General features: G+C 42.5%; 12 protein-coding genes and 1 other annotated feature. Of the genes, 8 read left to right on the plus strand and 4 right to left on the minus strand.

What is annotated here, in order from left to right:
- Positions 1–115 precede the first annotated feature (115 nt).
- Positions 116–338: a binding site (T-box leader), on the plus strand.
- 42 nt (positions 339–380) lie between these two features.
- On the plus strand, positions 381–1,640 hold the full coding sequence (tyrS, locus tag HNQ34_RS07650; protein ID WP_183253233.1) for a tyrosine--tRNA ligase: 1,260 nt from the start codon (positions 381–383) through the stop codon (positions 1,638–1,640).
- A gap of 40 nt (positions 1,641–1,680) precedes the next feature.
- Here the strand turns inward: tyrS and rpsD are convergent, their stop codons facing one another.
- A complete protein-coding gene (rpsD, locus tag HNQ34_RS07655; RefSeq protein WP_183253235.1) occupies positions 1,681–2,283 on the minus strand; it encodes a 30S ribosomal protein S4 in 603 nt (200 codons plus the stop codon).
- Between the two features lie 350 nt (positions 2,284–2,633).
- Between rpsD and HNQ34_RS07660 the strand changes: the two genes are divergently transcribed.
- Complete coding sequence (locus tag HNQ34_RS07660) at positions 2,634–4,496, plus strand: sensor domain-containing diguanylate cyclase (protein WP_183253369.1); 1,863 nt, start codon at positions 2,634–2,636, stop codon at positions 4,494–4,496.
- A gap of 40 nt (positions 4,497–4,536) precedes the next feature.
- On the opposite strand, the gene HNQ34_RS07665 is transcribed toward HNQ34_RS07660, so the two are convergent.
- Positions 4,537–5,016, minus strand: a complete 480-nt coding sequence (locus HNQ34_RS07665) for a GAF domain-containing protein (RefSeq protein ID WP_183253237.1) — start codon at positions 5,014–5,016, stop codon at positions 4,537–4,539.
- Between the two features lie 89 nt (positions 5,017–5,105).
- Positions 5,106–5,909, minus strand: coding sequence for a histidinol-phosphatase HisJ (gene hisJ / locus HNQ34_RS07670; RefSeq protein WP_183253239.1), 804 nt, complete (start codon positions 5,907–5,909; stop codon positions 5,106–5,108).
- Between the two features lie 190 nt (positions 5,910–6,099).
- On the opposite strand from hisJ, the gene ezrA reads away from it, so the two are divergent.
- The 5 genes from ezrA (at position 6,100) to mbcS (ending at position 12,314) form a co-directional block, all read left to right on the plus strand.
- Complete coding sequence (ezrA, locus tag HNQ34_RS07675) at positions 6,100–7,803, plus strand: septation ring formation regulator EzrA (protein ID WP_183253241.1); 1,704 nt, start codon at positions 6,100–6,102, stop codon at positions 7,801–7,803.
- A 145-nt stretch (positions 7,804–7,948) separates the two neighbouring features.
- Positions 7,949–9,091 carry a cysteine desulfurase family protein gene (locus HNQ34_RS07680; protein WP_183253243.1) on the plus strand — a complete coding sequence of 381 codons (1,143 nt, stop codon included), beginning with the start codon at positions 7,949–7,951 and terminating at the stop codon, positions 9,089–9,091.
- A 5-nt stretch (positions 9,092–9,096) separates the two neighbouring features.
- Complete coding sequence (gene thiI, locus HNQ34_RS07685) at positions 9,097–10,302, plus strand: tRNA uracil 4-sulfurtransferase ThiI (protein ID WP_183253246.1); 1,206 nt, start codon at positions 9,097–9,099, stop codon at positions 10,300–10,302.
- Positions 10,303–10,382: 80 nt separating this feature from the next.
- Positions 10,383–10,595 carry an alpha/beta-type small acid-soluble spore protein gene (locus HNQ34_RS07690; RefSeq protein WP_183253248.1) on the plus strand — a complete coding sequence of 71 codons (213 nt, stop codon included), beginning with the start codon at positions 10,383–10,385 and terminating at the stop codon, positions 10,593–10,595.
- Between the two features lie 123 nt (positions 10,596–10,718).
- The gene (mbcS, locus tag HNQ34_RS07695) at positions 10,719–12,314 is read left to right on the plus strand and encodes an acyl-CoA synthetase MbcS (protein WP_183253250.1); all 1,596 of its coding nucleotides are present in this window, start codon (positions 10,719–10,721) and stop codon (positions 12,312–12,314) included.
- 42 nt (positions 12,315–12,356) lie between these two features.
- On the opposite strand, the gene HNQ34_RS07700 is transcribed toward mbcS, so the two are convergent.
- Positions 12,357–13,160, minus strand: a complete 804-nt coding sequence (locus HNQ34_RS07700) for an NAD kinase (protein WP_183253252.1) — start codon at positions 13,158–13,160, stop codon at positions 12,357–12,359.
- A 122-nt stretch (positions 13,161–13,282) separates the two neighbouring features.
- Here HNQ34_RS07700 and sppA point away from each other — a divergent pair, with 122 nt between their 5' ends.
- Complete coding sequence (gene sppA / locus HNQ34_RS07705) at positions 13,283–14,293, plus strand: signal peptide peptidase SppA (protein WP_183253253.1); 1,011 nt, start codon at positions 13,283–13,285, stop codon at positions 14,291–14,293.
- Positions 14,294–14,303 lie beyond the last annotated feature (10 nt).

A 14,303-nucleotide genomic window follows, 5' to 3' on the forward strand; every position in this document is an offset into this window, starting at 1 on the left:
GTTTTATTATATCATATCAAATGTCTAATATTATGTTTTTTTGACATTTTTTCTCCAGATGGTTTGACAATTGAGGTTGATTATGATAAAAACATGTATATCAAAAGTAGAATAAAAAAAAGCAATGACAGGAACTTAGTAGTGGTTATCTCCCTGTTTCAGAGAGCTAGTGGGTCGGTGCGAACTAGCACAAAGATAAGCATGAATTACCTCCTCGAGCTTCTTTTGCGAACGGCATCGCCCAGTAGCAAAAGACGGTCATACCGTTATCGAAATGAAGTGAGGGAGCTTTATGCTCTCTAAGTAGGGTGGTACCGCGATCAACACTCGTCCCTTCGTTTGAGGGGGCGAGTTTTATTTTGTTTAAAGAGGTGAAATGAATGGATCTATTAAAAGAGTTAGAGTGGCGTGGTCTTATTAACCAAGTTACGGATCAAGAAGGATTAGAAAAACTGTTATCGGAGGAAAAAGTAAGCCTATATTGCGGATTCGATCCAACCGCAGACAGCCTGCACATCGGAAGTTTATTGCCGATCTTAACGTTAAGACGGTTTCAATTAGCAGGTCATCGTCCGATTGCTCTTGTCGGAGGAGCAACAGGGCTTATTGGCGACCCGAGCGGCAAAAAAAGCGAACGAACATTGAACGCGAAAGAAGTCGTCGAGCAATGGAGCGAAAAAATCAAAGAACAATTGTCTCGCTTTTTAGATTTTGAAGCGGTTGATAATCCTGCGAAAATTGCGAACAATTATGACTGGATCGGTTCTCTTGATGTCATTTCGTTTTTGCGCGATGTCGGCAAGCATTTTGGTTTAAATTACATGTTGGCAAAAGAATCGGTACAATCTCGTATTGAAACGGGGATTTCCTTCACCGAGTTTAGCTATATGATTCTACAATCGCTTGATTTTCTGAAACTCTATCAAAGCGAAAATTGCAAATTGCAAATCGGCGGTAGCGACCAATGGGGGAACATTACGGCAGGATTAGAGTTGATTCGGAAAACAGAAGAAGATGCAAAAGCGTTTGGCTTGACGATTCCGCTTGTGACAAAAGCAGACGGAACGAAATTCGGAAAAACGGAAAGCGGCACAATTTGGTTAGACAGAGAAAAAACATCCCCGTATGAGTTTTATCAATTCTGGATTAACACGGATGACCGCGATGTCATTAAATATTTAAAATACTTCACGTTCTTATCAAAAGAAGAGATCGAGCAATTGGAAAGAGAACTGCAAGAAGCACCAGAAAAGCGGACGGCGCAAAAAGCATTGGCGGAAGAAGTCACGAAGCTTGTGCACGGAGAAGAAGCGCTCGGGCAAGCGGTGAAAATTTCCGAGGCGCTCTTTAGCGGCAGCATTTCCGAGTTAACGGCCGATGAGATTGAACAAGGATTTAAAGACGTTCCTTCGTTCGAGTACAATGGAGCAGAAATCGCATTGGTCGAGTTGCTTGTAATGGCCAATATCGTTCCATCGAAACGTCAAGCGCGTGAAGATATCGCAAATGGAGCGATTTATGTCAATGGCGAACGAGTGAAAGACGTCAATAAAGTTTTAACAAAAGAAGATCGGATTGAAGGGCGATTTACCGTCATTCGTCGCGGAAAGAAAAAATATCATCTCATCCGTTACCAATAACCAAAATCAAAAACCCTCTGGAACTCCAGAGGGTTTTTGATTAACGAGAGTAGAACTCAACGATTAATGCTTCGTTAATTTCAGCTGGTAACTCAGAGCGTTCAGGGAAACGAGTATATGTTCCTTCTAATTTGTCAGCATCTAACGTCAAGTAGTCAGGAACAAAGTTGTTCACTTCTAACGCTTCTTTAATGATTTGAAGGTTGCGAGATTTTTCACGAACCGAAATTGTTTGTCCAGGTTTGACGCGATAAGATGGAATGTCCACGCGATTGCCATTGACTAAAATATGGCCGTGGTTTACTAATTGGCGAGCTTGACGGCGTGTGCGCGCAAAGCCTAAACGGTAAACAAGGTTATCAAGGCGAGATTCAAGAAGAATCATGAAGTTTTCACCGTGTTTACCAGCCATTTTGCCAGCTTCTTCGAACGTTTTACGGAATTGACGTTCATTTACGCCGTACATATGGCGAAGTTTTTGTTTTTCTTGTAATTGTAAACCGTACTCAGAAAGTTTTTTGCGTTGACCTGGACCGTGTTGCCCTGGCGGATAAGGACGTTTTTGCAGTTCTTTACCTGTACCGCTTAGCGAGATGCCGAGGCGGCGAGAAATTTTCCAAGTTGGACCTGTGTAACGAGCCATTATATGCTCCTCCTTCGCTTTTATTTTAGGTAAAATAAAAGCAGACGTGCATCAACAATTATGGCCATTTTGTTTTCATGTATCCTCGCTCTAGCAGCTAAGAGTTACACGATACACCTCTCGACAGAGGAACAAAATGAGCGCATAAAGGTGACCACTAAGGCTGCTATATTTTACACAGAGGCTATTATATGATTTTTATAAAATAAAGTCAATATTTTATTTATTTGTTTTACATTCGTATGGTATAATAAAAGATGTAATTTTTTGAAAAAATTTTTCTAATTTTCTAATTGGTTGTAGTGTATATATTTTATTTATGGAGACTATAGATGCGGGTGAATGAAGCGATGAAAGCACAAGAGAAAGAGGCGTATGCAGCGTTTAAGGAAAAGTTTTTTGATTGGTTGTTGTCATATGAAGAATACGATCAGTTTTCGAGAATCATGATGAGCTTGTTTTTATTATTGAAACAGGAACTGATGATAAAAGAAGTAACGTTATTTTTGTTAGATCCTTTCAAAAAATCCTTTTATCCTGAGGTAACGACGAGGAATGAAGAGCTTTTTTGCGACATTTTGCCTACCGCTGAATTTCAAGCAACCGATCCGAAACGAAAAATACATATTCATGAAACTGAACAATGTACGATAGCGCAAATTTTCCTTCAACAACCGGAAGAATTTATGGGTGTTTTGCAGCTCGTGTATGAAAAAGAACAATGCCCTAGCGAAGCGTTTCTTGAACAGATTGAAGCCGATTTGTCCCGCTTATTTCGCAAAATGAAAAAAATTTCGCGGGGGTTGAGCGAAGAAAAACGATATGAACGCCTTCATCATTTTACAGCTAAAATTCATGCATCAATGAAAATCGAAGATGTATTAGAAGAAATTATTGATACGTTGCAAGAAGTATACCCTTCGTTTACGTACTATTTGTTTTTGTCCCACGATCATCAATACCATGATCGTCTGCCGATTAAAACGCTTATGTTTGAACATGCCGATGAAAATATGGCAGCGATGCAGGCATTTTTGACGGGGAAAATCCAGCTTGAGGACTCGATTTCGCTTCAACGATCCATTTTATACGCACCGATTAAAGGCGCCCAAGGCGTTTACGGAGTCATTGAAATTATTGCACCACATATTATGGAATTTCCGAAAAGCGAAATGAACTTTATCTCGTTATTGGCGAACACTGCGGGAAGCGCACTTGAAAATGCGAAATTATATGAGCAGTCGCGCAGGCTCGTGGCGGATTTGCAGCTGATTAACGAAACGATGCATTGCCTTAATGCGAACTTGCGCTTGCAAGATGCGCTAGAGTTTATGGTGAATCAAATTAAGCGGTCATTTGAAGCCGAAGAAGTCGGTTTTTTCCTGTTTGATCAAGAAAAGAAAAAATTGCTGCCTGGAAGTACACCTTTTTTCCAAACTCGACAAGCGAAAAAATATATTGAGTTTGTGTCAAAACGAATTCGCACCGAGCGCGATATGGTATTTTTAGGGGATGCGAAAATTCATACGTCGCCGTCTACCCTTGCCTTCCGTTCGTTAATGGCCGTTCCGATGGTGCAAAACGGCATGTTAAAAGGAGTTGCGATTGTATTGCACCGTGAACCGTATCATTTTACGTTTGAAATGTTTAAATTGCTGCAATCGCTTATTCATCATTCCACGCTTGCTTTTGCGAATGCGATGCTGCGCGAAGAGCTCGAAAGCCTTGTGATCACCGATTATTTGACGAAATTGTATTCGCGCCATTATTTGGATGAACAGCTGCAAAAATCGATGGAGACAGATGCATTTGGCACATTTATTTTAATCGACATCGATAACTTCAAGGGAATTAATGACACATACGGCCATCAAACGGGAGATGATGTCATTATCCAAGTGGCGAACATCATTAAGCAAAACATCCGCGAAAATGATATCGGCGCGCGCTGGGGCGGCGAAGAATTGGCGATTTATTTGCCAAAAGTCTCTTTGACAACAGGCGTGACGATCGCGAATCGCTTAGCGGCAAAAGTGAGACAAGAAACGAATCCCCCGGTGACAGTTTCTTGCGGTGTTTCGTATTGGAAAAAAAATCGCCATGAAGAAGCCACTGATTTATTTAAACGAGCCGATGAGGCGCTGTATATGGCCAAACGTTCGGGAAAAAACTGTGTGTTCGTCAAAGACTACCACCACCAATACAAAGCGTAGAAAAGGAATCCGTTTTGATGGATTCCTTTTTTCGCGAACTTTATACAGAAGCAACTAAGACTTCGACAAATTTTTCTAAATAGCGCTGATCGATGTCGTCAAAACGATTTTTAATCGGGCTATCAATATCTAAAACCCCGATCACGTTTCCATTTTTGATCATCGGAACAACGATTTCCGACTGGGATGCGGCGTCGCAGGCAATATGTCCGGGAAACAGGTGCACATCAGGGACAAGTTCTGTTTTTTGATTTTTCGCCGCCGTTCCACATACCCCTTTGCCGAACGGAATGCGGACACATGCTGGCAATCCTTGAAACGGCCCTAATACCAATTGTTCTCCTTCGGCTAAATAAAAGCCGACCCAATTAATGTTTTTTAAAAATTGGTTAAGTAAGGCCGAAGCATTGGCTAAATTAGCGATAAAGTTCGTTTCCCCGTCAATAAGTGCTTGTAGTTGTTTAATGACTAATTCATAATTTTCTTCCCGTGTTCCATTATAGCTGATGGCGTGAAACAACGATATCATCTCCTTATTAAACGTGTGTTTGAGCAGTTTCTTTCTCAAGACGAGCTATACGTTTATGGTTATGACGTAAAGGTTCGGGTTCAAGCGAAAAATGCTTCAGCAATCATCATATCTTTTCCTTGATGCAAATCGTTGGCGCAATGAGCATCCGAACCATATACGAGTGGAATGTTTCGCTTCATCGCTTCACGGACGATCCAATGCGGCGGATACGGCTCTTGGCAAAGCGGTTTTTGAACGCCCGCACCATTATAGTCCAGCTCATAACGACGATGTTTGATTTCATCAAGAATGTGTAAAATTTGTTCTTTCATAGTTGCAGAACAAGGAAATTGCTTTTGAAATTTGTGAACGAGCGTCATATGGCCGATGCGCTTCGGTTTATATGAACCAAGATCGGCGCGAATCGATTGCAATAAGGCTTGATAATAAGCTTCATAAACGAGAGAAACCGATCCAAATGCTTCGACCATTGCGGCAAACATGTCAGGGCTGTAATCTAAGCAAAAATATTGATCGCCAAAAGGAAGAAAATGCACCGATAAAATGCTATCGTCTAATTCAGGGCCGATTTCTTCAAGAAAACGCGCCGTTTCTTCTTCATAGCCGACAATAAAATCGACTTCGAGTCCGATGCGGATCGCAATATCGTTTTTGTACTGTTTTTTCAAGTCGTTCAGCGTTGATAAATACAAGTCAAGCTGTTCAATGGCCATGGCGCTGTCTTGGTCAGGAGTCGGATCGATAAATGCTGGTGGAAGCGGGGCATGCTCGGTAAATGAAATGTCTGTATATCCTAACTCGATGGCTCGTTCGATATATTGTTCTAAAGAATCACGGCTTCCGTGTGGGCAAAACGGTGTATGAATATGTCCGTCGCGCAAAACAATCCCTCCATTCTATTACATATTGAAAAAAATGCAGATTCCTGTAAAAAAAATTAAAAATTTTGGTCAAAAAATGTCGTTAACATGGTATCATAAAAACATTAAAAAAACATTCTGTCAATGTTTTTGCCTTCTCCATAAACCGTTCTTTCTTTATTTGACTAACTCGGGTGCAAGGGGGCTTCTTATGGAAATTGCAATCACGGTTTTACTCCTCGTTAGCGGAGGAATGATATATAACTACGCTTACCGAAAGAAAATATATCGAGAAATTGACCGATTAGAAGCATGGAAAATTGCCATTATGAACCGGCCGATTACGGACGAACTTTCTAAAGTGAAGCAGTTGAATATGACGGGAGAAACGGAACAGTTGTTTGAGCGGTGGCGCCAGCTGTGGGATGACATCGTTGCAACGAGACTTCCAGCAGTGGAGGAAAAGCTGTTTGATGTAGAGGAGTTTCTTGATAAATATCGCTATACAAAAGCGAAAGGCGTATTGCGAGATATCGAGCAGATGCTTCGGAAAACAGAGGAAGATATTCAAACGATTCTCCACGAGCTTGATGAACTCGTAGGCAGTGAAGAGCAAAACCGAACCGAGATCGAGCAGCTGAAAACCGTTTATCGCGATGCGAAAAAAACGTTGCTCGCCTATCGTCATACATTTGGATCTGCTGAGGAAAAGCTAACCGAAAAACTTGAGAGCATTCATCATGAGTTTCAAAGATTTGAAGAATTGACGAATGCGGGTAACTATTTAGCGGCAAGGGAAGTGGTCCTTTTCTTGAAAAAGGAATTGAACGGATTTTCACAAATGCTTCAAGACATTCCTGAGATGCTTACCGAATGTCAATCGACGATTCCCGCGCAGCTTGCAGAACTTTTGGATGGGTATAAAGAAATGGAAGAAGCGGGCTATATTCTTGGCCATCTCCAAATAGAACGAGAGATGGCGGAAAAACAAGAAAAACTGCGACAATCCGTTGAGATGATTCGCCACCTTCGTGTCGAAGAAGCGAAACAAGCGATCGAAGAGATAAAAGAAGAGGTTGACGCGCTCTATGATTTGTTGGAAAAAGAAGTGATGGCCCATCGATACGTGAAGACGGAAATCGATCAAATCGAAGAGCAGCTATATCGTTTAAGCGAAGAAGCGAAGCAAACGAGTGTAGAAACGTCATTTGTGCAACAAAGCTATCGTTTGTCTGCTCAGGATCTTGAAAAATACCGCAGCATTGAAAAACAAATTCAGCACCTAGTAAAGCGTTTTTCACTCGTTCAAGCTCGCGTAATGGAAGAACAAACGGCTCATTCGATTATTAAAGAAGAGTTAGAGCAACTCCTTGTACAAATGCAAATGATGAAAGAAGAGCATGAGCAATTTCGCGAGATGCTGCAAACGTTGCGAAAAGATGAGCTGGCCGCTCGCGAAAAACTTCATGACATGCGGAGAAAGCTGTCTGAAGCAATTCGTTCAGTGAAAAAAAGCCGGTTGCCAGGCCTGCCGGAAGCGTATAAGCTACAATTAGACGAAGCGAAAGAGCTTCTGACAAAGGTTGCATTGCGCCTTGATGATAAGCCGCTCAATATGGAGGCGGTCAATCAAACGCTAGCGGAAGCGGCGATGTTAGTCGAACGCGTCTGTGAACGGACGATCAATATGATCGAACAAGCCGATCTTGTCGAAAAAGTGATCCAATACGGAAACCGCTATCGCCGCCGCTATCCGTCTGTAAAAGAAGGATTGGAAGAAGCAGAAATGTTGTTTCGCCATTACGATTACGAACAAGCGCTTGAACAAGCGGTGGCCACTGTTGAAAAAGTCGAACCGGGTGCGTTTGAGCGCATTCAGCAACTTTTAGAAAAAGAAGAAGTAAAGCAAACTTAACGAAACTAAACCGATAAATACCTACATGAGTAGATATTTATCGGTTTTTTCGTGAATAATGTAAGTAATGTGTTTTCTGTTGCGGTCGAACGAATTTATTTTTATTATTTTGTTTGTGTGAGTATTTACTCGGAGGATGAATGTTATGATTTATTTAGATAATAGCGCCACGACCAAGCCGTTTCCTGAAGTCATCGATTCGTTTGTGACGGTCGCAACGAAATATTTTGGCAATCCTTCTTCGCTACATGAGTTGGGGAGGAAGGCGGAACGATTGTTGATTCAGTCGAGGGAGCAAGTAGCGGCGCTTCTCGATGTAAAGCCGAATGAAATTATTTTTACATCCGGGGGAACGGAAGCGAACAACTTTGCCATCAAAGGAGTAGCTTTTCAGTACCGGCAGCGGGGCAATCATATTATTACAACCGCAATCGAGCACCCGTCGGTTGCAGAGCCGTGTAGACAGCTTGAAGAGCTAGGATTTGAGGTTACATACTTGCCTGTAAATGAAAATGGGGTAATCGATGTAGAAGAACTTGCCCGAGCGCTTCGGAATGATACGATTCTCGTTTCGGTCATGCATGTCAATAACGAAGTTGGCTCGATTCAACCGATTGAACAAATCGGTCGGCTATTGCAGCAGTATCCAAAAACCTTCTTTCATGTCGATCATGTGCAAGGGATCGGGAAAGTTCCGCTTGATTTAAAAAAAGCGCATGTCGATTTATGCACGATGTCGGCTCATAAATTTCACGGTTTGCGGGGAGCAGGCATTTTATATGTCCGGAACGGAATTCGGCTATCGCCGCTGTTAGCGGGAGGAGGCCAAGAACTGCAGCTTCGTTCAGGAACTGAAAATGTAGCAGCGATTGTAGCGATGACGAAGGCGCTCCGCATGTCGCTTGAAGCATATGAACGTCAATCATCACGCTTATTGGCGATAAAAGAACAATGGTTGAACGAGCTGAAAAACATCGCGGACATTCACATTAATACGCCGCTTGACCATTCAGCGCCTCATATTATTAATTTTTCGTTAAACGGCTTAAAATCGGAAGTATTTGTTCATGAACTAGCGAAACAGCAAATTTTTGTTTCCACCACATCGGCTTGCTCATCGAAAAAACGGGCTCCGAGCAAAACGCTGGTGGCGATGGGAGTGGAGCAAAAACAGGCGGAAAGCTCTATTCGCATTAGCTTATCGTATGAAAATACGCTTGAAGAAATCCCTGTTGCGATTCGGGCCATCAAAGCAGCGATAAAAAAATTACAAGAAGTGACGAGGTAGAGAACATGCAATATGATCGTATTTTAATTCGCTACGGAGAAATGTCGACAAAAGGAAAAAACCGCAACCGATTTGTCGTGCGGTTGAAGCGGAACATTCAAAAAAAATTAAAGGCATTTCCAAACATAAAAATTGAATATATGCGCGATCGAATGTACATTTTATTGAATGGTGAGCCGCACGAAGAGATCATGGAACAGTTAAAAACGGTGTTTGGGATTCAGTCGTTTAGCTTAGCGATGAAATGTGAAAATGATATCGAAAAAATTAAAGCAACGGCGTTAGCAGCGGTTCAGCAATTTTCTTACGAGGGTAAAACGTTTAAAGTAAGCGCCAAACGAATTGATAAACAATTCCCGATCGGAAGCAATGATCTTAATTATGAAATCGGCAGCCACATTTTGCGAAACACAAAAAATTTAACGGTCAACGTTCATGAACCCGATATTCATGTGCGGGTGGAAGTTCGCAAAGACGGGACATACGTGACGTGCCACGACATTCCGGGCGCAGGAGGGCTTCCGGTTGGGACGAGCGGAAAAGCAATGCTCATGCTATCAGGCGGAATTGACAGCCCAGTTGCCGGATATTTAGCGATGAAGCGAGGATTGGAAATTGAGGCGGTTCACTTTTTCAGCCCGCCATTTACAAGCGAACGGGCGAAGCAAAAAGTGATTGATTTAGTGAAAAAGCTGACAAAATTCGGCGGAAAAATCAAACTTCATATCGTTCCGTTTACAAATATTCAACAGACGATTCATCGGCAAGTACCTGATGGATATTCGCTCATTTCATCAAGACGAATGATGCTGAAAATTACGGATTTATTGCGGAAAAAATATAACGGTTTGGCGATTGTGACGGGTGAAAGTCTTGGACAAGTTGCCAGCCAAACGCTTGAAAGCATGTTCGTCATCAATGATGTGACAACAACGCCGATTCTTCGTCCGCTCGTTTCGATGGATAAAACAGAAATTATTGAGATGGCTAGAAAAATTGATACGCACGATATTTCGATTCTTCCATATGAAGACTGTTGTACCATTTTTACTCCAAGCGCGCCAAAAACGAGGCCAAAGCGGGAAAAAGTGGTTCATTATGAAAGTTTTATTGATTTAGAACCGCTGATTGAAGAAGCAGTTGCAAACACGGAAACGATCGTTATTGATGAGGAGTTTGCGGCAGAAGATGAGTTTGAACAGTTGTTTTAAATCTCAAAATTTACCAAAATCATAAATGAATGATCCCATGCGTTTTCACACACTCTATAGGTACAAGGAGGTGAAAACACATGGCACGCAATAACAACTCTAATCAATTGTTAGTTGCTGGAGCACAACAAGCTCTTGAGCAAATGAAATACGAAATCGCGCAAGAATTTGGCGTCACATTAGGTGCTGATACGACTGCACGCGCAAACGGTTCTGTCGGTGGAGAAATTACGAAACGTCTTGTTGCTATGGCGCAACAACAATTAGGTGGTTCATTTCCTAACCAATTCTAATTGAATATTTATGGCTACAAGGGCGGGAATGGTCCCGCCTTTATTATTTTAAAAAATTATTCAAAAAATTCTTATTATTTTGTATAATTTATAACAACAAAGAAAAAACGGGGGATGAAGATCATGAAACGGGAAGATTTAATTGCACCTGCCCAGTACAATTTAACCTCTGAAATTGAAAAATACGCACAACAAACTCCAGAAAGAATAGCTTTAAAATGGGAGAGTGAAGACGGTCGTACGAAAGAAATTACATACGGAGAGCTGATGAAAAAAGCGAATCAAATTGGAAGCGCTTTACGTTCTCATGGGCTGCAAAAAGGCGATAAAGTGCTCATTATGGTGCCGCGCTTAATTGAAGCGTATGAAGTATATTTAGCTTCTTTAAAAGCAGGTTTTGTAGTTATTCCGAGTTCAGAGATGTTGCGGACAAAAGATTTGCAGTACCGCATTTCTCACGGGGAAGTAAGGGCAGTTATTGTGTATGAGCCATATGTTGAACAGTTTGTTCCGATCGAAAACATGGAGGCTGTTTTAAAGTTTGTCATTGGTGACCGTGAAGTCGAAGGGTGGATGAATCTATTAAAAGCGAGCGAATCAGAAAGTGAGGAGTTGGCGGCAGCTGATACTTCACGCGACGATATGGCGTTTTTATCGTATACGTCAGGAACGACCGGCAACCCAAAAGGGGTTGTGCATACGCACGGATGGGCATATGCTCATTTGCGCACAGCAGCGAAAAACTGGCTCTGCATCGAAGAAGGGGATATCGTGTGGGCAACCGCAGGGCCTGGCTGGCAAAAATGGATTTGGAGTCCGTTCTTATCAACGTTAGGCTCAGGAGCGACAGGATTCGTTTATTATGGGCGATTTGAGCCGGAAAAATATTTGCAGCTTTTAAGCAAATACGAAATCAATGTTCTTTGCTGCACGCCGACAGAATATCGATTGATGGCAAAAGTGCCGACGATCGGTCAATATCAGTTGCCGCATCTGCATAGTGCCGTATCAGCAGGAGAACCGTTAAACCGAGAAGTGATTGATACGTTTGAAAAATATTTTAACGTACAAGTTCGCGACGGATATGGGCAAACGGAAAATACATTGCTTGTCGGTGTCATGAAAGGAATGAAAATCAAGCCTGGTTCGATGGGAAAACCGACGCCTGGAAATCGCGTCGAGATCATCAATGAAAACGGGGAACCTTGTGCTGTCGGAGAGGTCGGTGATATTGCGGTCCATATTGAAACCCCGGCGTTGTTTAAACATTATTACAAAGATCCTGAACGGACAGCGATGCAATTCCGCGGCGATTACTACATTACGGGCGACAAAGCGAAAAAAGATGAGGACGGCTATTTCTGGTTTGAAGGGCGTGGGGACGATATCATCATCAGTTCCGGTTATACGATCGGGCCGTTTGAAGTCGAAGACGCGCTTGTGAAGCATCCAGCTGTGAAAGAATGCGCGGTTGTTGCAAGCCCGGATGAAGTGCGCGGCCACGTCGTGAAAGCGTTTATCGTGCTTCGCGAAGGAGTTGATCCGAACGATCCGTCGCTCATTCCGACATTGCAGGAGCACGTGAAACAGCTAACGGCCCCGTATAAATATCCGCGCAAAATTGAATTTGTCGAAGAACTGCCGAAAACGACATCCGGAAAAATTCGCCGCGTCGAATTGCGCGAGCGGGAAATGCGCCTTGCACAGCAAAAACAATGAAAATCAAACAGGCTGCTCCTTTGATGGAACAGCCTCTTTTCTTTATAAAAACGTCCGTTTCACTTTTTCCCAGAATGAGTTGTCTTTCAAACGCACCGTTTTAATGACGCGCTCGCTTAAGGAGATGTCGATTTTTTCGATATGTCGAATGCTCAATGCTTCATTGTCCATTCCGATGAGCGGGTAATGGTTGCCTTCCGGCGAAATTTTTAATGTCAGTTTTCGTTTTCCGCTTAAAATAAATGAAGAACCTAACGTCCGATAGCGATTGTTGTTTAACGAAGCAAGTTCGCTCACTTGAATGCAAGGTAGAAGCGGATCGACAACCGCCCCGTTGACCGATTTATTGTAAGCCGTGCTTCCTGTCGGTGTGGCGACAATCATTCCATCGCCGCGGAACGTTTCAAAATGAAGATCGTCAATAAATACATCCATCACAAATGTTTTAATAATCCCTGAGCGAATGGAACATTCATTTAAGCAAAAAAACGAAGCCGTATCATCAATTGTTACTTGAATAATCGGATATCGTCGCACTTCAATTTGTTCATTCGTCGCCGCTTGCACCATACGATCGGGGTCATCGATTTGGAAATCGCAATAAAAACCGCGCGATGGCAACGTAGAAATGCCAGCATATAGGCAATCATCTCGAAACCCTGTTTGCCGTACGGCTTGAAGGAACGAGCCGTCATCTCCAATGCTTACAATAACGTTTGCGTTTCGATAATCGTCGACGACGACAAAAGCATTTTGTTGGGCGAGTTCGATCAGCGGTTGAACTTGCGGGGTGAGCTGTTCATCGTGCTTGTAAAAGAAATAGATGCGATTTCGACGCTCTGTCATGATGAAACCTCCATTTTGTTATATTTTAGTGAGCAGCATATTTATGGTAAAATAAATAAATCATACATATAGTTTACCACTTATTGTTATGAAACTGAAATCATTGACGAGGGGGAGTGGACATGAATCGCAAACGTTGGGTTGCGCTAGCTGTTGCTGCTGTGTTGTTTATTATTTCAGCGTTGGTTAGTGTCATCACGTCTTTCATGACGCAGGATATGGGGAAATGGTCGGAAGAGTGGCTGTCGTTAGTGAACAAAAAATTCAATGAAGAGGTGATCGAAGACGGAAATGAATTGAAAAAAATTGTGGTTCTTGAAGTGAATGGTGTCATTCAAGAAGTAGATGACACAAGTTCCTTATTTTCTGGGGGCGGCTATAATCATCGCCTGTTTTTACAAATGATTGAGCAAGCGAAAAATGACGACGCTGTCAAAGCGATTGTATTGCGCGTCAATTCACCAGGCGGAGGCGTCGTGGAAAGCGCGGAAATTCACGATCAATTGTTGAAGCTCAAAAAAGAAACGAAAAAGCCGATTTATGTATCGATGGGATCTATGGCGGCCTCCGGCGGATATTACATCTCTACGGCGGCGGACAAAATTTTTGCAAGCCCTGAAACGATTACCGGTTCTCTAGGAGTGATTATGCAAAGCATCAATTATGAAGGACTGGCGAAAAAATATGGGGTCGAACTGGTGACGATCAAAAGCGGCCCTTATAAGGACATTATGAATCCGGCACGAAAGATGACCGAAGAAGAGCGGAAAATTTTAGAGTCGCTCATTAAAAATTCGTATGACGGATTTGTCAAAGTCATTTCAGAAGGAAGACACCTTCCAGAAAGCGAAGTCCGCAAAATCGCCGACGGGCGCATTTATGACGGACGGCAGGCGAAACAATTAAAGCTAATCGATGAATTTGGCTATTTAGACGATACGATTGCTGCAATGAAAAAGGACCATCGTTTGCAAGGAGCACAAGTGGTGAAATATACGAGCGACTTCGGCTTCGGCTCCTTCTTTCGAATGAAGGCCCCAACTTTTACAACTAACCAAACCAATGAACTAGAGATAGTGAAATTATTTTCAAAACCGTCATCACCGCGTCTGATGTATTTATATGCTGAATGAGGGGGAAAAG

Origin of the sequence: Anoxybacteroides tepidamans (assembly GCF_014201465.1) — a bacterium.
GTDB lineage: Bacteria > Bacillota > Bacilli > Bacillales > Anoxybacillaceae > Anoxybacteroides > Anoxybacteroides tepidamans.

What these genes read in the sequence shown, in the direction of transcription:
- tyrS (WP_183253233.1), top strand. Translation starts at nt 381, where the DNA reads ATGGATCTATTAAAAGAGTTAGAGTGGCGTGGTCTTATTAACCAAGTT.
- rpsD (WP_183253235.1), bottom strand. Translation starts at nt 2,283, where the DNA reads ATGGCTCGTTACACAGGTCCAACTTGGAAAATTTCTCGCCGCCTCGGC.
- HNQ34_RS07660 (WP_183253369.1), top strand. Translation starts at nt 2,634, where the DNA reads ATGAAAGCACAAGAGAAAGAGGCGTATGCAGCGTTTAAGGAAAAGTTT.
- ezrA (WP_183253241.1), top strand. Translation starts at nt 6,100, where the DNA reads ATGGAAATTGCAATCACGGTTTTACTCCTCGTTAGCGGAGGAATGATA.
- HNQ34_RS07680 (WP_183253243.1), top strand. Translation starts at nt 7,949, where the DNA reads ATGATTTATTTAGATAATAGCGCCACGACCAAGCCGTTTCCTGAAGTC.
- thiI (WP_183253246.1), top strand. Translation starts at nt 9,097, where the DNA reads ATGCAATATGATCGTATTTTAATTCGCTACGGAGAAATGTCGACAAAA.
- HNQ34_RS07690 (WP_183253248.1), top strand. Translation starts at nt 10,383, where the DNA reads ATGGCACGCAATAACAACTCTAATCAATTGTTAGTTGCTGGAGCACAA.
- mbcS (WP_183253250.1), top strand. Translation starts at nt 10,719, where the DNA reads ATGAAACGGGAAGATTTAATTGCACCTGCCCAGTACAATTTAACCTCT.
- HNQ34_RS07700 (WP_183253252.1), bottom strand. Translation starts at nt 13,160, where the DNA reads ATGACAGAGCGTCGAAATCGCATCTATTTCTTTTACAAGCACGATGAA.
- sppA (WP_183253253.1), top strand. Translation starts at nt 13,283, where the DNA reads ATGAATCGCAAACGTTGGGTTGCGCTAGCTGTTGCTGCTGTGTTGTTT.